At 69.2% G+C, this 20,265-nt stretch carries 18 protein-coding genes and 3 pseudogenes; 10 read left to right on the forward strand and 11 right to left on the reverse strand.

All coding sequences use genetic code 11. The features are described 5' to 3' along the window. Positions 1 to 323: 323 nt before the first annotated feature. Together ACZ4NB_RS02030 and ACZ4NB_RS02035 are read right to left on the reverse strand one after the other, a co-directional pair. Positions 324 to 1,289, reverse strand: a complete 966-nt coding sequence (locus ACZ4NB_RS02030; RefSeq protein ID WP_467657757.1) for a pPIWI_RE module domain-containing protein — start codon at positions 1,287 to 1,289, stop codon at positions 324 to 326. 22 nt (positions 1,290 to 1,311) lie between these two features. Continuing rightward, positions 1,312 to 1,737, reverse strand: a pseudogene (locus tag ACZ4NB_RS02035) (pPIWI_RE module domain-containing protein); the annotation flags it as partial. A 183-nt stretch (positions 1,738 to 1,920) separates the two neighbouring features. Here ACZ4NB_RS02035 and ACZ4NB_RS02040 point away from each other — a divergent pair. Both ACZ4NB_RS02040 and ACZ4NB_RS02045 read left to right on the forward strand, forming a co-directional pair. Further along, positions 1,921 to 5,373 (forward strand): hypothetical protein, encoded by a 3,453-nt coding sequence (locus ACZ4NB_RS02040; RefSeq protein ID WP_467657676.1) that lies wholly within the window; start codon positions 1,921 to 1,923, stop codon positions 5,371 to 5,373. 97 nt (positions 5,374 to 5,470) lie between these two features. Next, positions 5,471 to 5,860, forward strand: a pseudogene (locus tag ACZ4NB_RS02045) (hypothetical protein); the annotation flags it as partial. A gap of 145 nt (positions 5,861 to 6,005) precedes the next feature. Here ACZ4NB_RS02045 and ACZ4NB_RS02050 read toward each other — a convergent pair. The 7 genes from ACZ4NB_RS02050 to ACZ4NB_RS02080 all read right to left on the reverse strand — a co-directional run bounded on the left by ACZ4NB_RS02050 (position 6,006) and on the right by ACZ4NB_RS02080 (position 12,343). Next, positions 6,006 to 8,105, reverse strand: coding sequence for a hypothetical protein (locus ACZ4NB_RS02050; protein ID WP_467657677.1), 2,100 nt, complete (start codon positions 8,103 to 8,105; stop codon positions 6,006 to 6,008). 7 nt (positions 8,106 to 8,112) lie between these two features. Continuing rightward, a complete protein-coding gene (locus ACZ4NB_RS02055; RefSeq protein ID WP_467657679.1) occupies positions 8,113 to 8,550 on the reverse strand; it encodes a hypothetical protein in 438 nt (145 codons plus the stop codon). Further along, entirely contained in the window at positions 8,547 to 10,010 is a 1,464-nt protein-coding gene (locus ACZ4NB_RS02060) for a PrsW family glutamic-type intramembrane protease (RefSeq protein WP_467657680.1), read from the reverse strand. The genes ACZ4NB_RS02055 and ACZ4NB_RS02060 overlap by 4 nt, the downstream gene beginning before the upstream one ends. Further along, positions 10,007 to 10,348 carry a hypothetical protein gene (locus ACZ4NB_RS02065; RefSeq protein ID WP_467657681.1) on the reverse strand — a complete coding sequence of 114 codons (342 nt, stop codon included), beginning with the start codon at positions 10,346 to 10,348 and terminating at the stop codon, positions 10,007 to 10,009. Before ACZ4NB_RS02065 ends, ACZ4NB_RS02060 begins: the two co-directional genes overlap by 4 nt. Before the next feature lie 325 nt (positions 10,349 to 10,673). Continuing rightward, complete coding sequence (locus tag ACZ4NB_RS02070; protein WP_467657682.1) at positions 10,674 to 10,928, reverse strand: DUF1835 domain-containing protein; 255 nt, start codon at positions 10,926 to 10,928, stop codon at positions 10,674 to 10,676. Beyond that, positions 10,925 to 11,422, reverse strand: coding sequence for a universal stress protein (locus ACZ4NB_RS02075; protein ID WP_467657684.1), 498 nt, complete (start codon positions 11,420 to 11,422; stop codon positions 10,925 to 10,927). Before ACZ4NB_RS02075 ends, ACZ4NB_RS02070 begins: the two co-directional genes overlap by 4 nt. A 495-nt stretch (positions 11,423 to 11,917) precedes the next feature. Further along, positions 11,918 to 12,343, reverse strand: coding sequence for a hypothetical protein (locus ACZ4NB_RS02080; RefSeq protein ID WP_467657685.1), 426 nt, complete (start codon positions 12,341 to 12,343; stop codon positions 11,918 to 11,920). A gap of 581 nt (positions 12,344 to 12,924) precedes the next feature. Here ACZ4NB_RS02080 and gvpO point away from each other — a divergent pair. From gvpO to ACZ4NB_RS02105, 5 genes and pseudogenes are all read left to right on the forward strand, one after another. Beyond that, positions 12,925 to 13,251 carry a gas vesicle protein GvpO gene (gene gvpO / locus ACZ4NB_RS02085; protein ID WP_467657686.1) on the forward strand — a complete coding sequence of 109 codons (327 nt, stop codon included), beginning with the start codon at positions 12,925 to 12,927 and terminating at the stop codon, positions 13,249 to 13,251. An 83-nt stretch (positions 13,252 to 13,334) separates the two neighbouring features. Next, a complete protein-coding gene (locus ACZ4NB_RS02090) occupies positions 13,335 to 13,493 on the forward strand; it encodes a hypothetical protein (RefSeq protein ID WP_467657688.1) in 159 nt (52 codons plus the stop codon). 3 nt (positions 13,494 to 13,496) lie between these two features. Beyond that, the gene (locus ACZ4NB_RS02095; protein WP_467657689.1) at positions 13,497 to 14,210 is read left to right on the forward strand and encodes a GvpL/GvpF family gas vesicle protein; all 714 of its coding nucleotides are present in this window, start codon (positions 13,497 to 13,499) and stop codon (positions 14,208 to 14,210) included. 55 nt (positions 14,211 to 14,265) lie between these two features. Beyond that, a pseudogene (locus tag ACZ4NB_RS02100) lies at positions 14,266 to 14,400 on the forward strand (gas vesicle protein GvpG); the annotation flags it as partial. A 92-nt stretch (positions 14,401 to 14,492) separates the two neighbouring features. Beyond that, on the forward strand, positions 14,493 to 14,663 hold the full coding sequence (locus ACZ4NB_RS02105) for a hydrophobic protein (protein ID WP_467657690.1): 171 nt from the start codon (positions 14,493 to 14,495) through the stop codon (positions 14,661 to 14,663). Between the two features lie 77 nt (positions 14,664 to 14,740). Here ACZ4NB_RS02105 and ACZ4NB_RS02110 read toward each other — a convergent pair whose 3' ends face one another. Then, the gene (locus tag ACZ4NB_RS02110) at positions 14,741 to 15,136 is read right to left on the reverse strand and encodes a pyridoxamine 5'-phosphate oxidase family protein (protein WP_467657691.1); all 396 of its coding nucleotides are present in this window, start codon (positions 15,134 to 15,136) and stop codon (positions 14,741 to 14,743) included. Between ACZ4NB_RS02110 and ACZ4NB_RS02115 the strand changes: the two genes are divergently transcribed. From ACZ4NB_RS02115 to ACZ4NB_RS02125, 3 genes are all read left to right on the forward strand, one after another. Continuing rightward, entirely contained in the window at positions 15,131 to 15,400 is a 270-nt protein-coding gene (locus ACZ4NB_RS02115; protein ID WP_467657692.1) for a hypothetical protein, read from the forward strand. The genes ACZ4NB_RS02110 and ACZ4NB_RS02115 overlap by 6 nt on opposite strands. Before the next feature lie 220 nt (positions 15,401 to 15,620). Further along, positions 15,621 to 15,764, forward strand: a complete 144-nt coding sequence (locus tag ACZ4NB_RS02120) for a hypothetical protein (RefSeq protein WP_467657693.1) — start codon at positions 15,621 to 15,623, stop codon at positions 15,762 to 15,764. Positions 15,765 to 16,168: 404 nt separating this feature from the next. Further along, positions 16,169 to 16,705 (forward strand): hypothetical protein, encoded by a 537-nt coding sequence (locus ACZ4NB_RS02125; protein WP_467657695.1) that lies wholly within the window; start codon positions 16,169 to 16,171, stop codon positions 16,703 to 16,705. Between the two features lie 169 nt (positions 16,706 to 16,874). Here the strand turns inward: ACZ4NB_RS02125 and ACZ4NB_RS02130 are convergent, their stop codons facing one another. Next, a complete protein-coding gene (locus tag ACZ4NB_RS02130) occupies positions 16,875 to 19,739 on the reverse strand; it encodes an NACHT domain-containing protein (RefSeq protein WP_467657696.1) in 2,865 nt (954 codons plus the stop codon). Between the last annotated feature and the right edge of the window lie 526 nt (positions 19,740 to 20,265).

The following is a 20,265-nucleotide window of genomic DNA, read 5'->3' on the forward strand; positions in this document are numbered from 1 at the left end:
GGTCAACGGCTTGCTTCTCCTGTACCACCAACAGACGAAAAACCTGCTGGTGGGCCTCCGCCCGACCCGCGGCAGTCACGCAGCGTAGTCAGTAGCGCCTCAGGTGGCCTGGCTTCCGGCGGCGCCCCGTGCCACTGCCCGGGCCATCCCTGGGGAGAATCTGGGGAGTTTGGGCGGCGCTGGGGAGCGCGTGGGGAGAATCGACTGCGTTCCACAATTAAATACAGGCGCACGCAAGCGGGGAAACCGCCGCGATCAGCCCTGGGGAGAATCTGGGGAGTTTCTACTGGCACGGTGGCTCCCCCGTCCTCTCCAGCAGTCCGTCAATGGCGGTGCGCCCCTTGCTTCCGGCCTCCGGCATGAAGTGAGCGTAGTAACCGAGCGTGACAGCCGGCAAGGAGTGCCCAAGCCACCGCGCCACAGTCACCACGGACTCCCCCGCCTCCAGCATCATCGAGGCGTAGGTGTGCCGCAGCACATGGAAGCCCTCCTTCGGTGCCGCCTCCCAGGCCACGGCTTCGCCCCTTTGGGCCGCGGACGTTGGCGGGGGCACTGCTGCCGACGCTCGCTCGGCTGAGGGAGGGGACCCGGCGCATCTGCTCGGGCAGCGCCTGTTCGGCCCACTCGACGAGTTGTGAACGTTGGTGCGACATAAGGCCAGCACCGATGCCAGGAGCACCCATGTGTGTGCTGTGGACGACCGAGGCACGGGTGCCATCCCCGTCGCCGATCCACGCCTCGGGTTCGGTGAGCAGGCTGACCGGGTCGGGGAAGGGGCGATTGAGCGTCAGCCTGCCGAGGATCTGGGCGGGTCCGTTGTTCCTCCAGGCGTAGCCCTGAGTGCCGCGGTCCCAGGTCAGACGCGCCACCGCGTACCGGTCGCTGGTGGGCGTTCCGGGCAGCCAGGGGATACCGGGCAGCAGATAGACAGAGGTGTCGCGACCGTACGGCAGCCGCAGCCGCTGCTTCTTCGCGTCGAGGCGAGTCGCCCAGCGGCGTACTCCGGTGTGCAGGTGGAGACGGGGCCGGGGGTCGAAGGGGACGGTGTGCAGTGAAATGTTGATCACGACGGAGAACCACCACTCTCGCCCCTTGACTACGTGCGAGAGAGGCTGCGAGAGGAGCTCCGCTCCTTGCTGGCGCGGGCCTCGCGGCACGGCGCGGAAGTGCAGGTTGCCGGCGCTGTGTTCGTAGGGGCCGAGAGCGAGGATGCGCCGGGCCAGGGCATCGGTCGCGAGTTGATACTGCCGGTCGCGCGGGCCCCGGTTCCACCGTCTGTCGTGGGGCAGCCGAGGAGGTCAACGGTGACGTCCTGCCACTGCGGCGGCAGGCGCGCAGCTCCGTGTACGTGTCCAGGACTGCGCGGTGGTGCTCAGGTTCGGGGCGGAGGTCCTGGAGCCAGGCTCCATTGAGCCGGTCAAGGGTGTCAGCGGGAAGGGGGTGTGGGACGTCGTACGGGGCGTAGAGCCAGAAGTCCTCGGCCAGCTGGTGCGGGTCGCGGGGGCGGCCTCGGACGATCAGATCGGAGGCGAGGGTCTGCAGGACTCCGTTGAAGCGGGCGACGGGCGCGGTGCGGTACGGCTCGGCCTTGGGGGCGCGGCCGAGGTTGCAGAGTTCCAGGACGCTCTCGTGCCACTGCTCAGGAGAGGACAGCGCGCGGTAACGGGCGGTCCAGGGAGCAGCGTCGGGCTTAAGGAGGTAGGCGGCCCGGCTGGTGTCGCGGTATTTGGCGGCCATGGTTCTTCACAGTCTCCTTGCTGTCTCTCAGCGGTCAGTTTCCGGTGCTCAGGCCGCACAGCGACGCCTGAGGCCGCTCGGGTGAAATCGGTTCGAGTCCAATCCAATTGCGGAGCCCAGCGGTCCCTGCGGCCGGATGCTGACCGACAGTCAGTCCTTCCGTCCCAGAAGGGATCCGTCGTCGTGCCCGTCGCCTCCCCGAACAGCGGCCTCTCGCTCACCGTCTCCGAAGTCCTCAGTCAGGACGCCGTTCTCGCGACCACGGTCCCCGTCGACACCGGCGGCACCAGCCCGCTGGCCGTGTTCCGCAACCCCGTGACCAAGGAGCACGAGGCGCTCGTCGTCAGCTCCGACCAGCACTCGCAGACCGAGCTCGTGCACGTCCGCCCCGGTGCCAAGACGTCGACCGGATGGGTGACGGAGCGACTGTTCCCCGGCGTACAGCCGCTCGAGGTGGTGGTCGCGATCGCTCCTCCGCGGCGGGGCAGTCCCGGCGGCACCGCCTACTGCTTCTTCCGTGACCGGCAGGGCGTCCACTTCAGCCACCTGGACGCCGACGGGGCCCGCTGGGCCGACCCTCAGCTGCTGGAAACCTCCACCGAGTGGCGGGACCTGCGCGTCTGCTACGCCGTCCACGAGGACGTCTTCGTCTACGCCCACGGCGAGAACTACGTCCGGACCATGACGCCCTCACGCGACACACCCGGCGTCGTCCACCTGGGCAGCAGCTACATCACCGGCCTGAAGTCCACCGGGCGGCTCGCCCGGCTGCGGGGCGAGGAGTTCGCCGGCGCGTCCATCACCGACACCGGCCACCTCCGTATCCAGGTCAACAGCCTCGGCGGCCGCGAGGGCCGCAACGGCCGGCTGTCCTTCGACGGGCAGGTGAAAGAGGTCGTGGGCAGCTTCTCCGACGGGTCGCGGGCCGTCTTCCTCCTCCTCCAGCCCGACGGGACCCTGCAGGCTCTCACCTGCGACAGCGAGGGCAACGAGATCGGCTGCCAGAACTTCGGCACCCTGAGACTCCGCCACGCCACCGCCCACCTCACCGGCCTCGACGCCGGCGACGGTACCTGGACCGTGTACGGCCTGGACCAGGACGACACCCTGTGGATCGTGCGCCAGCACCCGGTCGAGCCGGACCAGGACAACGGCTCGGTCAACTGGCTGGCCCCCGTCCCGATCGACGCCGGGATCGCCGGCGTGGCCACCAGCCTCGAACCGTCCGACTCGGCCGCGGTCTTCTCCTACCGCCGGGACAGCGACGCGCTCCGGCTCAACGTGCAGGACGCGTCATCCGGCATGTGGCGCGAGGTCGACATCCACCGGGAGGACGGAGAGGCGTACGAGGTCACCCGCTACCGCGTCGAACTCGTCCTCGCCGACGCCCAGGGCCGACTCCTCGCCGACCGCGAGGTCCATCTCTCCACCGAGCAGGACGGGTCCGGCTGCGAGATCTTCTGCCACGGCGCCGCCCTGCGCGTCGGCCCGGAACCCGTCCGGCTGCGCACCGACGGCACCGGGCGCGTCACCTTCTCCCTGACCGCCTCCGACCTCTCCGCCCCGCGCCTGCTCGCCACCGCCGACGGCCTGGACCGGCCGTTGGACGTGCAGCCGGGGAAGGCCGTGCACACCTATCTCTCGGGCGTCGGCGAACTGCACCCCGCGAACCCGGAAGGCGCGCTCGGCGTCTTCGACAAGGACGGCAACCAGCTGCAGAAAGCCACGGTCGGCGGGCAGCCCCTCGCCCCGCTCGCCAGGGCCAGCGGCAAGCTGTCCGCGATCGCCGCCGACGCGATCCGCCAGACCGCCCAGCTCGGCCTCGGCACCCACCGGGGCGGCGCGATGCTCTTCGACCTGACCGACGGGGCCGAACCTGCGCTGCTGGAGTCCGACGAGGAGCTGTACGGCTTCTTCGGCGACCTGTGGGACAAGACCAAGAAGGTGTTCCACCACGTCCTGGAGGCGGGCAAGAAGGTCGCCCAGAGCGTGCTGACGAAGATCAAGCACGCGGCGGGCGACATCTGGCACGGCATCAAGCAGGGCCTGATCAAGGTCTGGAAGATGGCCAAGAACGCCGGCGATGACCTCGTCGAGCTTGTGGTCAAGGTCGGCAACGAGATCGTCTCCGGACTCAAGCTGATCATGAAGGGAGCGCAGCAGGTCGGCCACTTCATCGCCGGCGTTTTCCACAAGATCGAGGCGGCGATCGAGAAGGTCATCCACTGGCTGAAGAACGTCTTCGACTTCCCGGCGATCCTCCGCACCCAACAGGCCATCGAGGCATTCCTCGGCCAGGTCAAACCGACCATCACAGGCGGCCTGCAGCGGGCGCACCAGGCTGCCGACAACTGGCTCCAGCGCAGCGAGGAGACCGTCCGGGCCGACTTCGCGCTGCTGGCCAAGCAACTGGGCGACCAGAAACCGGCATCGCTCGACGGCTGGAACGGCCGCGCGGGCGGCGTCGACCTGTCCGGCGGCGTGCACCACAACTGGGCCATGGACAAGGCCCGTTCGGTCGGAGTGACCATGAAGGACGACCTGCAGCTGGGAGAGGACCCGTTCCAGGCGCTGGATGCGGGCGTCCAAGCCGCGCGGGAGGAATTCGTCAAGGCGGGGCAGGACTTCTTCGAGGTGGTGAAGGACCTGCTTGCCAATCCCGGGCACATCGGGCAGAAGACCACCGGTGACCTGTTGATGTTCGCCTGCGACTTCACCGTCGCGATGATCGAGCTCGCCAAGCTGCTCCTCGACGCGTTCGTGGCCGTCCTGGGCAAGGCCCTTGAGACCTTCCACAACGTCCTACAGAAGCCGCTCGACCTCGGCCCGATCACCGCGATCTGGCGGTGGGCCTGCCGGCTGGCCGGGCACCCGGAAGCCCAGAACATCAGCATGGCCGGACTGGGCGCGTTCCTCGCCGCGGTACCCGTCACCGTCATCATGAAGATCGCCGAAGGCGTGGAGCCCTTCCCCAACGGCAGCAACACCAGGCTCGGGAACGGCGGCCCGGTGATCGCACTGCCCGCCCACCTCGGCTCCCAGTTCGGCCCCGGTGCCGCCCTCTCCGGCGGCGAGGGCTTTGCGGCCGAAGCCGTCAATCCCACCGTCAAGACCTGCGTCATGGTCGCCGGCATCCTGGAAGCCCTGTCCGTGCTCCCCGCCTGCTCCTCCGACCTGCTCGCCGAGGCGTCACCATGGTGGCTCGGCCTGATCCAACTCGTATGGGGCTCGGCCACGTTCATCCTCGCCCACATGGGGCTGGTGTGGAGCACGGTCGGCTCGATGAACACCGAGATGCTGGTCTACAGCGGCACGATCCTCGCCACGATCGTCCAGATCGGCGCCACCGTCGCCATCGTGGGCCGCAAGCAACTGCCCTACGTGGTGCCGCTGATGCTCACGGTCCTCGGCGTCGCCGGGCTGTCCTACGTCGTCTACGAGGCATCGGCCGGCAAGCTCAAGAAGCCCACGGCCATCGCCGCCGGCGTCGTCGGCTCCCTGCCCAACCTCTTTGCCTGGCTCGGCTTCCCGCCGCTGCGCGACCCCAACGCGGAGATCTGCATCCCCGCCAAGACCGCGATCGACGCCATCGGGAACGCCGCAGGCGGCGGCCTCGCCATCGCCGCCGTCGGGTGACAGCTGCGCCGCACGAGGCGCGAGCTGGGCACCCGCTCGCGCGAACTCCATGCCGGGCAGGAAGCGTTGCTTGCCCCGGTCCACTTGCGTTGCGGCGATCGCAGCCGCCCGCCACGCGGGTGCCAGCTGGGCCGACCTCGCCCACCCCCTCGGCGTCGCCAGCCGCCAAGCCGCCGGACGCCGCTACCGGCGAACAACGCGCCCAGGCCACCCGCGAACGCCGCGCCGCCGAGCGCACCACTGCCACGTGGTCCCGCCGCAATGCAGCCGACCTGCGCCGCATCGCCGGCCAGATCACCACCCTCAGCGAACTACCGGACGCCGCCCGCCTCCCCCTCAGCCAACTCCACGAAGCGCTCGCCCACGACGATCCCGCCGAGCTCCTCCCCCCAACGCCACCCGCCCCCACCTGACTACCGCCCACCCCGAGTCCGCCACAACAGCAGGGGTACGGTGCTCGGCGGTCGTGCGGGCGATGACGGGGTGACGATATGACCGCTGAACTGCCACGAAGGCGCGCGGATGCGCTCGGCTTCACGAGTGCCGCAGGCTGCTCGGCCCGATGGTGAAGGCCGCATGACAGGCAAATGAGTGCTTTTCGAAGTCGGCCCTCGTGGTGCCCCCACCCGCCTTTACGCGGCGGGGCGGTTGGTGCGGCTCGGGCGGTTGCGGAAGCCGAAGAGGATGGCTGCGAGGGCGAGCAGGATCACCACGAGGAGGGGGCCGTTTCCGCCGGTCAGGCGGGTGGCTTGGTCCTTGAGGTCGCCCCAGAAGCCCCGTTCCGGCGCCTGGACGGAACCGCCCAGCCAGATCGCGCCGTCGGCCGCGGTCACCCGGCGGTCGGTGGAGGACCGTGCGGACTGGGCGAGTTGCGGGTACCGCCTGCGCATGTCCGCCGAGGAGACGCCGGTCAGCTGGACCTTCGTGAGGTCCGCGCCGCCGTACACGTAGCGGGTGACGCGCTTGTACCGCCCGTCGTCGGTCTCCCGCGTGATGTCGAACTCCTTGTTGCGGTACGAGCGGACGTAGTCGTCGAAGACCTTCCTGGGACGCCAGTCGCCGGTCATCCTGGCCGGGCCCAGGTCCTTGGAGTCGATCAGCGTGTCGAACGAGGTCCGGTGCCCCTGTTGGTGCCGCTCGCGCACCCACTGCGCGATGATCCGCGCCATGAACGCGCGGCGCAGCGGCGCGTACTCCGGGTCGGTGTTGACCGCCTTGACGACCTTGGGGAGCACGAGGGTGCGTTCCAGGTTCTCGTTGTGGGCGTTGGTGGACGGATCAGCGTTGCACGGCTTCGCATAGGGGTCGTCGATGTGGTCCGACTGCGTCTTCACATCGAGCTGTGCTTTGAGGATGTAGAGCGCATCACCGTCCTGGCGCACCTCGACCCTTCCGGGCACGATCCACATCCGGGAGGAGAAGCAGAGGGAGCCGTCCGCGGAGCTCTTGAGTTGCCGCCAGTACTGCTTCCCCGTCGCCGAGTCGGGGTGCAGGATCTTCGCCGATGTGCGCTTCATCTGGAGGTCTGCCTCCAGCATGGCGCGTCCGGCGTTGGTCTGTCCCATCGCGGAGTCGACGATGCGGTCCGGTTCGGTGGGATTGAGATTGACCCAGAACTTCTGCGGATCGAGCACCAGCCATGTCCGCAGGTCGGACCCCAGGTTCTTCACCATCCTCGTCCCGAGTCCGGTGTCCTGCTGGTATCCCTTGGGCAGGGGCTGCGAAGAGTACGCGTACTGCACCCCGCTCGTCGTGTCGGAGAGGTAGCGCATCTCCAACGTCGAGAAGTCCACGCCTCCATAGGCGTCGGCGCCGGGCGGGGAGCCCAGGAGTTGCTGGAGGGCTCCCGACCGTGCGCCCTCGTCCTCGTCGTCACAGGGGCCGGCGGCGAGGGGTACGGCCATCGCCATGACGGGACGTCCGTGGCCGCGTCCCATCGAGGTGCAGGCGGTTCCCGGGGTGCCCGGGGTGCCCGAGATCGGTAGCGCCGCGGCGGCCTGTTGCTCCTGCTGCTTCTTCTCCCGCCGGAGGATGGAGACGCCCTTGCTCGTGATGGCGCCCACCCGGTTCGCCGACTCCGACTTCTCCTGACGGGTGGCGTACGGCGTTCCGGACACGAAGTTCTTCTCGGGGATGGCGCTGGTGAGCCGCAGACAGGCCGCACACCGGCCCCGGTCCGAGAACCCGGCGACGGCCCTCTTCAGCAGCCTGTTGATCGCGGCGTTCCGCAGGCCCAGGTGGGAGAGGACGGTGGAGAGGATCTTGTCGTAGATGACGGCTTCGGAGTGCTCCTTGCGCGGGTCGTTGACCGCGGCGAACTCCAACAGCGGGCCATCGCCCGAAATCCCTGTCCGCTGGAAGAGCGCCTCGTTCCCCTCGCGCTTGAGCAGCTTGCCGTACCCGAGGTAGTAGTCGGCGTGCGAGGGGTTCTCGCCGAAGTGCCGGGTGATCGACGCCAGGTGCGTGGCCTGGAAATCGGTCAGGTCGAACCAGATGACCGCGAGATTGCGGTTGCCGTCCGTCATCCGCAGGGTCCGGTGGGCCTCAAGGCCGGCCCGGCCGATCGGGTCGTCCAGGAGTTCGCGGGCGATGTCCGCGAACTCGCCCCCCACCTCGGGCGTCGGCGACTGGGCGGCTCCCGGCGTGTCGGACGCCACCGCCGAGGGGGCCGGCTGGCCGGCGAGCAGGATGCCGACGGCCAGGAGGGCGGCGACCCACCGGCCCCGTCGCACGGCGCGGCTAGAGCGATCGGTCCGCACCGCGCCCACCCGCTTCCTGCTCGGTGCGGCGCGGGGATCCGGCGACCGGCTCCGTCGAGCCGTCCTGCCGGCGGCCCACCGCGACGCCCGCGGCGTCCAGGTAGCCGGTCAGGGCCCGGCTCGGGCCGGTGCTGCCGCGCTCCGCGGGCGTGCCGAAACCCTTCTCGGCCTTCCGGTGGGCGCACCAGCTCGCCGCGACGAGGGCGGCGGGGACCAGAACGGCGACCGCGCCGGCGCCGCCGAGCGAGGCGCCCGTCGAGCACGTCTTCGGGTGGCTCAGGTCGCGGAGGTCGAACGACGGCTTGTAGCCGATGCCGACCGAGCAGGCCGAGGCCGGTTGCGGGGTCAGGAGCAGCACCGTGCCGGCGAGGGCGGTGGCGCTGACGGCCGTCCGCCAGGCAGTTCTGAGACCGTTCATGGGGTTACCTCCGGGGGCACGCCCTTGAGCCGCGCGATGCGTGCGCGCAACTCGTCGGCGTGAGCGGTGTCGGTGGGATCGTTCTGCACGTGGTGGCCGGCCAGGTCCAACTGGACGGAGTGCAGGCGGTGCAGCGCACGGGCCGCACGCCAGCCACGCCAGCGCCAGGCGCCCACCACCGCCCAGAGCCGCAGCGCGGGTGAGGTCAGGACCGGCACCTCCGCCTGGGTGATGGCCGGGCCCGCCGCGACCTCCTCCGCCACGGCCGCCCTCAGCGCGGGTGCGCGCGCCCGCAGACCGCGGACCAGCAGCGCGAGGGTCAAGGAGATCAGGGGCAGTTGGGGCAGCAGCCACAGGAACGGGGAGACCACCAGGACGTCGAGCGCACCGCCGACCTCGACGTGGTCCCGGACGAGCCCGGACAGCCACCCCGACAGGAGCTCGCAGGACGTGGCCCCGCCGATCGCCCCCACCACGGCGGCCGTCGCGATGAGCCCGCGCCGCCGTGCCCGGGCGGCGACGCCGAGCCCGGCCCCCAGCAGCGCACCGTAGGCCACCGGCCCGCCGAGCAGGCCGATCGACTGCCGGATCCAGTACTCGAAGCCTCCGGTCGACCCGAGTATGCCGCCCAGCGAGCCGTAGATCTTCATGTACAGGGCGCTCTCCACGAAGTTGAAGCCGAGCCCGACGGCGGCGCCGAGGACCAGGCCGCTCACGGCATCGGTGATGCGGTGGCGGAACAACAGGAAGAGCAACGCGACGCCGCCCGCGACGGCCAGCGCGTCAACGACGCTGAGGTGCACGATCAGCAGGTCGATGGTGCGGAACTGGTTCTCCGCGAGTCGGCTGATGTCGGTGAGGGAGGACTTTCCCAGGTAGCCGAAGAGGGTGCCGAAGGCGAGCCCGCTGTAGGCGCGGCCCAGTCCGAACACGATCAACGCGCCCCAGGCGAACGCGGCCAGCAGTGCGGCCAGCGGGACCCGGGCGAACCGCACCCCGCCGCGCAGCAGGAGCAGCACGAGGGCCGTACTGGGCACACAGGCGAGCACCAGCGGGACGTACTCGACGACGACCACCAGCGACAACAGACCGAATGGCAACAACAGGCACCCCAGCGTCAGCCAGGTCAGCGCCACCGAACGCCGGTCGGTTCGGCGCAGGACGGCCGCCGCGACCTGGATGACCACCCCCGCCACGATGCCCGCCAGCGTGCACCAGAAGACGGCGCGCGGCATGGACAGCAGTTGGTCGAGCGAGCCCGCGAAGCCGGGCATCTTGCCGAGTCCCGCGGGCAGTTCGTAGAAGATCGACAAGGCCGGTTCGTCGGGCAGTACCCGCGGGCGGGTCATGTTCAACAGCAGCTCGACCAGGTACAGGACGATCGCGATCCGAGCGATCATCAGCGCCCTGGTGTGCGCCAGTCGGTCGTCCCGCAACGGCAAGGAAGCGAGGCCCTTCACGAGCCACCTCCCGTCAGATCGGTCGGCAGGGGAGGCAGGCTCGGCAGGTTCGTGGGCAGGTCGGTGGGCAGGCCCGTGGGCATTCCCGTGGGAAAGTCCGTGGGCATTCCCGTGGGGAACCCCGTGGGCATTCCCGTGGGGAACCCCGTCGGCATCGAGCCGGGATGCGTCGGCAGCGAGGGCATCTTCGGCAGCCGTGGGACGCTCATGGTGGGAGCACTCGTCAGGCCGACGACCAGGGACGCCGTCAGCAGCGCCGCACCGACCAGCCCGCCCGCCAGGACCAGCCGGACCGGTATCCGGCCTGGACCCCCCTCCCCGCCTTCGGTGTCGCTCACCGCCGACTCCGGCGGTGACGCGCCGGACGTGTCCGCCATTCCCATTCCCACATTCCCCCTGACTGGCCATCACTCATCGGAACCCCGCACGCTCCACGCGGATCCGGCGGAGCCTGCGGCCAGGGGCGAACACCGCCCCGACACCGTCCGGTCCACTGTCGGGGGAGGCACTGAAATCCCGATGAAATAGCGCTGACGCAGGCGGCGGCCCGGGCGGAGCCGGGCCCGTCGCGCGCTCATCGGGGTCGGCTCGGGCAGGTACGCAGAACCCCGACGAGAGTCGTAGAGGGCGCGCAGAACCGCGGCGGCGGTATCCCCGTCGCGGTCAGGCCCGTTTGATCCTGGTGGCGGAGGCGTGCTCGCCGTTGGCGGTGAGGGGGCCGTCGGCGATGAGCGCCCACTGCGCCCGGACCGCGCGATCGTCTGGCTGCAGCGGTCCCGTGCTGAGATCATCGGGGTACGCCCGGACCGGGCCGGCGGGATCGTCGGCGGAATCGGTCTCCAGGGCGCTCCGCAGGGATTCCGCCGCAGAACCACCGGGACGTGCCGGCGCGGTGGGCGCGGAAGCCCGGAGGTTCACTCCCCGGCCTGTCCGCCGCCGGAGGGCCCAGCTGCTCCGGCCGGCACGACGACGACCGGCAGATGGGCATGGTGCACGACCTCGGTGCTGGTGGAGCCCAAGGTGAGGCGCCCCCATGCGCCCGAGCCTCGGCTGCCGACCACCAGGAGGCAGGCGTCCTTGCTCGCGTCCAGCAGGACCTGCGACGGGCGGCCCCGTTCCACTCTGGTCTCCACCTCGACCGGCGCGCCGCCGACCTGCTCCCGGGCCTCCTCCAGCGTCTTGGTGACCGACTCCAACGTGACGTCGCGCAGCTGCGTGTCCAGATCGTAGAAACCCGCACTGGTAGGCCACTGGAAACCGCCGTGCCTCGCGGCGAATTCGTATGCGCACACGGCGCGGAGGGCGCTCCCGCGTAGTTGTGCCTCTTGAAGGGCGAAGCGTACGGCCTGCCCTGAGGCGGGCGAGCCGTCGGTGCCGACCACGATCGGTGCGGGAGGAGCGGCATTCGTCATGGGAGATGCCTCCAAGCCATGTCGTGTCGTGTGCTGCCGCTAGGGTCGGCACGGGGGCGCTGCGACATCGCTCTGCGCACGCGACGCAAGTGGCGCGCCGGGCGGACGGGCCGCGACACGTCGGCGGCTCACGTATCCAGGCTCCCGCAGTCCCCCCGCCACCGCAATGTGGGTGAAGACGATCAGTTGCCCCTGACCACGGGCCTACGGGTCCGGAAGCAGCAAGGCACTCAGAGACCGGCATCGAACCGGCAGGGCCGGATGCCATAGGAGGCGCGGCCGTCCGACCCGAGCGCGGGCGACGGGAACACGGTTGTGCGCCTGGAGCACCGCGACACCACTCGCCTGAGCACGTCTGCGTTCCGTACGGTGCCGGCCGGGGACACGGCCGGACTCGCGCGCATCGGCCTCCGAACAACGCCGGCTCTTCGCCTGCTGGCTCTCCGAAACTCCCACCACTCGAACGGCGGCTCGACCGCGCCGGAGCGCTGCGGATCAGCTTGAGCCGTCAGCGCTGTGCGTGCCGCCCTCCGGACGTTCGTCATCGGCTGCTGGCGCCGTGTCGCGCAGAAACCGTTCGCTCTCCCAGGTGAGGCTGCGTTCGATCTGGAGAAAGTTCAGGTCGGTCACCTCGGCGAGTTCCTCTTCATTCAGGTCGGGCTGTAGCCGCAGGGCGCGTGCGATCTTTCCGGCCCAGAGTTCTTCCTTGATGTAGGGGCGTTGTCGGTAGCGCTGCTGGAGTTCGCCGAGGTGGTCGGGGCTACAGGCCGCAAGGCGTCGTATGCCGTCGAGGTCTGCGTTGTAGGGGTGAATGGTGGAGGAGTCTGGAACGAGGCTGAAGACTTGCGTTGCGGGCGTCAGGTGTACGCCGCACAGGCCGCACATCGTCGGATCAGGCTCAGTGGCTTCCGGCTCGGCCATGTCGTGGACGAGTCCCCTTCTTTGAGAAGCGTCTCGGTGCGCTCGGTCAGCCGGCCTCTCCGACTGCCCACCCAGAAATTCCCGAAGGACGGCCGCGCTATCACCCCCGTGCGTGAAATTGCTCCAGCTGCCGGAAAGGCTCCGCGTGGCGCCCCGCCCCCGGCCCGGAAAGCGGAGACGAGCGCGGCACACACCGTGTGTGCCGGGTCCGCCGTCCTGGTCCCCCGGCGGGGTCAGGCGTCCGCCATTCGTTCCGAGGCCGGGCAGACACAGGGCCGACGGGGCGGGGCAGACGGATCCTCTCAGGGCAGCGCGAGGCGCCCGCCCACTCGGGCCGGCGAGGCCGCGACCGGGGCTCCGTCCGGCTCCGCCGCCCTCACCCGTACGGCGGGAAGGCGGGTCGTCAGCACCCGGCCCGCCCACAGGTCTCCCGCTCGTGCATACGCCCGGCGTTCGCGGGCACCCGCCCTTTTGTCGACTTTGTCGACACGGACGGCCAACCGCCGTTCGACGGAACCACCTTCGGCAGATGACCTCTACACGGCACGACGGGCGGGATCATGGCAACTGAGGAAAGCACCGTGGAAAGGGTGGAAGCGAGCGCGGAAAGCCTCGCGCCGACCGAAACGGAAGCGGCGAGCGGCGAGCCGGACCGGATCGCCGCCCCCGCGGCAATGCGCCTCGCCGCGACACAACTCGCCGAGATGCTCAACTGCGCACCCGGCTCGGTGTCCGCACTGAAGGCCGCCGGTGACGGCTGGCTGGCGGACGTGGAGGTGGTGGAACTCGAAAGGGTGCCGGACACCGCGAGCGTGCTGGCGTCCTACCGCGTCCGCCTCGACGAGCAGGGCTATCTCATGGAATACACCCGTACGCGCCGCTACGGGCGGGGCCGGATCGACCGTTAGGGCCGCAGCCGCGCATCGCGGCTTTCCGCCCACTTCCATGGTCCGCTCCAGTCGACTGGAAGGGACACAGGACCGTGACTGCCATGCAGCAGCGCTCCCCGACGAGCGCGCCGACCGGCGCCGTTGAGGCGGTCGGCGATTCCCTCCGCAGGGGCCACGACGAATCCGAGGAAACCGACACGCGCCCGGCGCGCAAGACCTCGTCGACCGCCGGCCGCCGCACCACCCGCCGGGAGGGGTGAACCATGACGACATACGTCTACGCCATCACCGACGCCGCCCATCCGCTGCGGCTCTCCGGCGTCGCCGGGGTCGGCAGCCCCGCGGCGCCGTTGCGCACCGTACGCACCGAGGACCTGTGCGCGGTGGTCAGCGACGCCCCGGCGGAGCTGCGCGCCAAGCGCCGGGACGTGGCGGCCCACCAGGACGTCCAGGAACGCCTGATGGCCGACGGCAGCTGTCTGCCGATGCGCTTCGGGCTGGTCGGGCCGGACGACGAGCAGGTCGCCGCCGTGCTGGAGGAGCAGCACGACACCTACACCCAGCGGCTCGGGGAGCTGGCCGGGTGCCGGGAGTACCACCTCAAGGTGACGCGCGACGAGGAGGACCTGTTACGGGAGATCGTGCGGGACTCCCCCGAGGTGCGCCGGCTCAGCAACCGCACCCGGCGCGACTCCGGGGCGCACGACGACAGGCTGGTGTTCGGCGAGCTGATCTCCCACGAGGTCCGGGCTCGCCAGGCCCGCGCCCGTACGGACATCCTGGCCCGGCTCGCACCGGCCGCGGTACGCATCGAGGCCGCGGAACCCAACAAGCACCACTTCCTCATCACCTCGTTCCTCGTGGCGCGGGAGCAGGCAGCCGCGTTCTCCCACGCGGTCCGAACCGAGGCGCAACAGCGCGGCGACCACTACACCTTCCGGCTCTACGGCCCACTGCCGCCGTACAGCTTCGTCTGACCGCGCCCCGGCCGCGCCCCCGACCGCCGGGAGACCGATCGGGCGGGAGGTCCCGATGGGGCTGCTCACCCACCTGCTGCCCCAGCCGGTCGCCCCGCTCAGGGGCACCGTCTGGGTCCTCGACCAGGTACTGCTCACCGCGGAGCACGAGTTCTACGACCCGGAGCCGGTACGTGAGCAACTCGCCGCGCCTGAACGGCAGTCAGGCCCTCAACGCACCTCCCGCATGTCGCCCCGTCCTCAACGACAGACATTTCGCCTCGGCCATGACAGGAGGAACCCATGGCACCCCTGCTCCTCGTCCTGCTCCTCGCGCTGCTGCTGTTCGGCGCCGGTTTCGCGCTCAAGGCGCTGTGGATCGCCGCCGTCGTCGTCCTGGTCTTCTGGCTGCTCGGCTTCCTGATCCGGTCGACCGCGGCCGGTGGCGGCCGTGCCCGCTGGTACCGCTGGTAGCCGCCGGGCACGCCCGCCCGGGCCAGGCCAGGCCAGGCTCATCAGCCTCAAAGCCGTCCGCACGCCGCCGATAGGCCCTATCCGTTGATGTCGAGTGTCGTTCCGTACAGTCGGTCCACCGTCAACCGGATGACCACCCGGCGCTCGGCGACCAACTGCTCCAGGAACGCGTCTTCGTCCTCCGGCTTCGAGGCCAGCGGGATCATCCCGAGCAGTTCCCGCCCGACCGTGTCACCGGCGACCGTCGTCGTCTCGGAGACCTCGGCCTCGCCCTCGGCGACGGCGAACGACCACAGCGCGGCGGGGATCAGCGTCCCCGGCGAACGGCGCAGCCGCAGGTGCGCCCCCGTGAAGGTGGAGATGTCGAGATCGCTTTTCGGCGTCAGCTCCGATTCGTCCTCAGCCGGCGTCCCCACCGGGGTCGGCAGCACCGCGAGGGTGATCTCGCCGGACGAGGGATCGATCCGGTGCACGGTGACTTCGAGACCGCCGCGGTTGGGCTGCGATCTTCTCGGTCGCGTGCGACGCTGATCGAAAGTCGATCAATATCTTTGTTGGGGCTGATCACCATGGGCAGGAAGTCCGATGCGCAAGAAGCCCGCGAACAGGCCGAGGCGAAGTTGAACGAGGAGAGGCGAAAGGCAGCGGAGCGCTCCGGCCGCGCTACGGCTGCCGATGAGGCCGGGCAGAAGAAGTCGCGCCAGCAGGAAGAACAGAACCGGCGGCCGTCGCACTGACAACAGGCGGCATGTGCATTACCTGGAGGCCATTTCGCCGATTCACCAAGAGGCCGAGCCAGTGAGCTGATATATGGCAAGTGAGCTATGTATCACGTAATGGCGTGCGCCCCTTGGCGGCGAGGAGGAATCGGTGGCGTGCGAGCCACGACCATGGCGCCTCACGGCGGAGGGGTGATTTCCGATCCGGCGCCGAAGGGAATGAACGACGGCCGTCTACGTGTACTCCATCGTCGCGAGCACCCATCCGCAGCGTCTGGACGGTCTGGACGGCGTGGGCGACCCGCCTGGTCAACTGCGTACGGTATCCGCAGGGTGGCTCTCCGCAGTGGCGAGCGACGCCCCCGACGGCTGTCGACGATGACCGCTGGTCCCAGTCCGGAGTTGATCAGCCGGATCCCCGCTCTACCTCCCGTCGGCCAGCCGCGGTGTAGTGGGAGTATCGGGCGCACCGAGTGGCGGTGACGTCTCCTCGCCCGGACGGTATCCGAAGCGATCAGCGTGTCGCTGCCCGGCCTTCACATGAAGCCAGGCCGCGACGAGCGGTGATGCATCGGGGCCGGCGGCATGCCGTCGGCCGCATGCTGCCGTGGAGCCGGGCATCGACACGGCCGACATGACCCGGCCGTGAAACAGGTCGTCGGCCTTCCAGGGCTGATCCCAGTACAGGCCCCCGGCCCCCTTCATCGGGATTCGTCAGACCCGCGCATCGTCGGCGGGCTACTGTGCAGACACGAAGCGTTACCTCGGCAGTTGAGGAGCAGTCCTGTGTCATCGCCCTGCGACCCCCAGCATGCTCCCGCCGGCGATGTGGGTGCAGCGCTCATGATGATCGACTCTCGGCTCAAGGCAATCTACGACGACAAGCCCCAGACCGACGCCGAACAGCAAGCGCTGACCGACCAGTTCGCCACGTCCTTGGGTCCCAGCGCGGTCGACGACTTGCTGGATGGCGCATGCACGCTGATCTACATGTTCATGCAGTGGCTGCGCATGGCCTACGAGGATCACGACAAGGACGTCATCGAGTGCGTGGTACCCAACCTCGTGGCGACGATGCGCATGATGCCCAGGAGCGTCCGTCCCGAGGCCATCCCCACCATGGCCGGGCTGCTCGTCGCGGCCGGTACGGGCCTGAGTCCCAGCCTGTGGCGCAAGCAGTACGGATACTGGACCAAGGACGAGATGAACCCTTTGGAAGCCACCGCCTTCCTGCTCGCGGAGCACATCAACCGACTCACCGACGACCGTGACTTCGCCACCCGCCTGATCGCCGAAGCGCTGTCCAGCGTCGACGAAGGCTGACGGGCAGCCTCCCCGGCCTTCGTCAGCACGGAGCCGAGCGCGTCCGCTGCGGCGTTGCGCCGTCTCGTGCGGCAGCTGTCCGTCATGGACGGTGGACGCCGGGACATCGAAGTGGGGTGAGGAGCCGGGGAGCCGGGGAGTTTCTCCTACTCGCTCGCTCCCTCACGGATCACGACACAGCGACGCTGTCGTCGATCCATTCGAAGAAGTTGATCTCGCCCGCAGCCCAGCTCCTGATCCGTTCCTGATCCCTCTTCGGCAGCTGTCCGACGCCCTGCGGCAGGCGCTTGGGCTGTCGCGTGGTCCGCGCCCTCATGAAGTCGCTCAGCAGCGGGTGGGATTCCGCGATCACACCTGGCTGGTTCTCCGCCATCAGTTCGCAGAATGCCGCGGTGAGGTATGCCAGACCGGCCCTCGCTTCGGGCGCATGGCGCAGCGACCTCCTCAAAGCTGTGGAGACGATACGAGTACTCCGCTCGCTTCCTTTGAAAAGGGCGTAGGGAGGGGCGGGAGCCTGCTCCGGCACGATGTCGTCCGGGGCGAGCGCAGCGAGCTGCTCAAGAATGCGTGCACACCGATCGAGTGTCGGGCGGTCGGTGGCCGGGGCGGCAAGCCGGCGCATGATCCACATAGCGGTGCAAGGGTCGCCGCCGCCGCGCAGTTGGTACAGCCCTCCGTCGAAGAGCCGGCACAGTTGACCGACGAAACGGCCTTCGCCCCCGAGGCCGATCACGCCCTCCTGCAGACAGTTCTCCCATGCCCACAGATGTGCATGGACGATCCGCGTGAATTCGTGCGGTCGATCGTCCCGGAGGCGTGCGAAGGCGTCGGCGACCATGCCTTGCATGGAGTCAGCATGCCGGAAGTCGGCACGCAGGAGGTGCTTCGCGAACTGGGCGTGGGCGCCCTGCGTGAAGCCCTGGACCACCCGGTCAGTGATCAGCTGAAGTGCGCTTCCGTTGAGCATGACGATGTCCGCACTCTTCGCCAGGAACTCGACGAGCGCTGCGTCCTCGACGGCCGCGTGGCCGGAGTTGGCCGCCAAGCAGTGCTGGTAGACCAGCGAGGCACCGTGGGGAAACTTCCCGCCGGCCAGCGAAAGGCAGATCTGCGAGAAGATCTCAAGCCGGCCCGAGGCGATGTTGCGGGCGATTTCGTCCCCGACCTTCTCGGGTGAGTCGGCGTGCCGTACCAGGTACTGAGCCGCGAAGTACTCCTGGAAACTCTGGTGCGTGAACGAGTACCGCTCCTCGCCGGGAATCCCTCCGACCACGTCGGTGAACATCCAGGCGCGGCCGCGACACAGGTCGATCATGCGTCGTGCGAGTTGCGCCGCGGTGACGCGGTCCGGCACGGCCTCCTCCAGGAGGTTCTTGACCGCGACGTCGCGTACCTGGCCCTTCGTCATCCCGTACTGGTACTCGGGGGTCAGGAGGGTGTGATAGGCGATTTCCGCGAGCACCACTTCGAATGCCTCGATGTCCCAAACCGGGTCGCCGATTCCCCGGTGCGAATCCCAAGTCCGCAAGAGCAGTTCAACGCATTTTTTGTAGATCTTGGGGCGACTGCGCGGGATTTCGTTGTATCCGGCGTGCAGCAGACAGATCACCGCGAGCATCAACGGGTTCTGACGCAGGTCGCGAATGGTGCTGCTGTGCTCCATGAAGTTCTCGACCAGTTGGTCCACCATTGCGTCGCGGCCGCCGGCGCGACGGACGAACCACTTTCCGGCGTACTCCTTGACCTGACCGTCACTGAAGGGCCGTAGCGCGTAGTCGCAGAAGAGTTCCTGGTCGAGCCGGACGGAGGAGTACCCCAACCGGCGAGAGGTCACCACGAAGCGGGACAGCGGGTATGCCACGCCGGCCGCCTCGATGACGTCGCTCACCTCACGGCCCCGAACGGTCGTCGGCACTTCGTCCAGTCCGTCGAAGATGACCAGGGCCGAGCCGTTGAGCAGGAGTTCTTCGACCATGCCGGGAGGGGCCGGCTTCTGGTAGATGTCGCGCAGCGCGCGCTCGATCTCCTCGACCAGATTGAACCCGCCCCGGCTGAAACGGATCTGGCGCACCTTCAGCAGAAAGGCCACTCCCTTGCCGTGTTCACACCATTGGCAGGCCAGCACCTGGCTGACGGTCGACTTCCCGGCACCGGGGTCACCGAGAATGACCGTACGGTCGAGGGCGTCGAGCATCCCGGCGAAGTTCTGGCGCGAAACCTGGTCCCTGCCCCCTGTGGAGTCCGAGCCGCCCTCCACTTCCATCTGCAGCATCGCGGCGTTCGGCTCGACGAAAATCTCGCGATAGGGGATGAGCGTCCGCAACTCCAGGTCGGGCAGCTCTATTTTCTCGTTGCGATACAGAAAGGCGTCAAGATACTCCTGCTGCCAGCGTTCACGTTCCCCCGCCGAGGCACGCCGCTCGTTCCGCAGGGCCGCCAAGTGGCGTTCCACGCTGCTGATAGCGGCAAGCTCCAGCGTGTGCCCTGCCCAGGAGAAGCCTCCGTCCGACTCGGACAGGGTGAGCTTCATGGAGGCGGCAACGTTCCTGCAGCCACGGTCCAGGGCGGCGAAGAGCGCCCGGAGATACGGGGTGAGCACATGAGCATCGGTACCCGGAAGCGACTCGGACAGCAGGATGCCGAGCCCCTCTTCAATACGTTCCCGTTGCACCCGCCACACCGCGTCATGACGGTCCGGTACGTCCTCCTCGCGGCTCTCACCGATCGGCCATGGATCGTCCGCGCAGAGGTGAATGGCGATCAGCTGACGCGCCAGCGCGGTGAACGTCGGCTGTTCCACGATGCCTCTGATCTGCGCGTTCGTCACACCGGCAGGCAGCTCGTCGAGCAGGCCCAGCGTGCTGAGATCTCCCTGGTGCGGGCCTCCGAGATGGGCCAGTACGCTCGCGGCGTCCCGTGGCTTCTTGACACCACGCTTGACCAACTCGCGCCGGGCCCGGCCCAGTAGAGGCTGCACGGCCTCTCCCGCGATCCGTCCGGCGAGCGCTGCGGCAATGCTGCTGGCTGGGTCCACGTGTTCATTGTCGTCCGGAGGGCGGGGTTTTGTCAGATGATCGCCGTTTTCTCCCGACGGCCCGGAGCAGAGCGCGTCTGCGGCGCTTCGCAGGAACCAGTACCCGCTCCTGGCCGGTACCGCGGCTGTGATCGCGGTGAGCGCCACAGCCTCCGCGACAACCGCGAGCGCGGGCGCGGCACAGGAGTCCGGCACCGCGGCGAAGGCGTCCGCCGCCGCGAAGCCCGAAACGCTGAGGGCGATGAGCCACTGTCGGTGAGCGAATCGTCGACGGTTGTGGAGGGAAATCCGAAGCCCTGTCCGAAGCACACCGATAACGCCTGGCCCACCGATCACCGGGCGGTGCTCACCGCCTTCAAGGTGAACTGACCACAGCCCGGCAGCCCGGCAGCTCGGCGGCGCCACCCCGGTCGCAGCCGCCGTGGCGGAAGACCCTCGCCACGGCGGCCACCCATGTCACACAAGGCGCCGGGTGAACCAGGACGGACCGCCCGCGGCATTGCGGCGAGGTAGCACTGCGAGCGTC

Source organism: Streptomyces sp. NPDC026575 (assembly GCF_055567415.1).

Coding starts and splice junctions, on each gene's coding strand:
- ACZ4NB_RS02105 (WP_467657690.1), top strand. CDS start 14,493: ATGGCACCCCTGCTCCTCGTCCTGCTCCTCGCGCTGCTGCTGTTCGGC.
- ACZ4NB_RS02095 (WP_467657689.1), top strand. CDS start 13,497: ATGACGACATACGTCTACGCCATCACCGACGCCGCCCATCCGCTGCGG.
- ACZ4NB_RS02075 (WP_467657684.1), bottom strand. CDS start 11,422: ATGACGAATGCCGCTCCTCCCGCACCGATCGTGGTCGGCACCGACGGC.
- ACZ4NB_RS02080 (WP_467657685.1), bottom strand. CDS start 12,343: ATGGCCGAGCCGGAAGCCACTGAGCCTGATCCGACGATGTGCGGCCTG.
- ACZ4NB_RS02055 (WP_467657679.1), bottom strand. CDS start 8,550: ATGAACGGTCTCAGAACTGCCTGGCGGACGGCCGTCAGCGCCACCGCC.
- ACZ4NB_RS02090 (WP_467657688.1), top strand. CDS start 13,335: ATGCAGCAGCGCTCCCCGACGAGCGCGCCGACCGGCGCCGTTGAGGCG.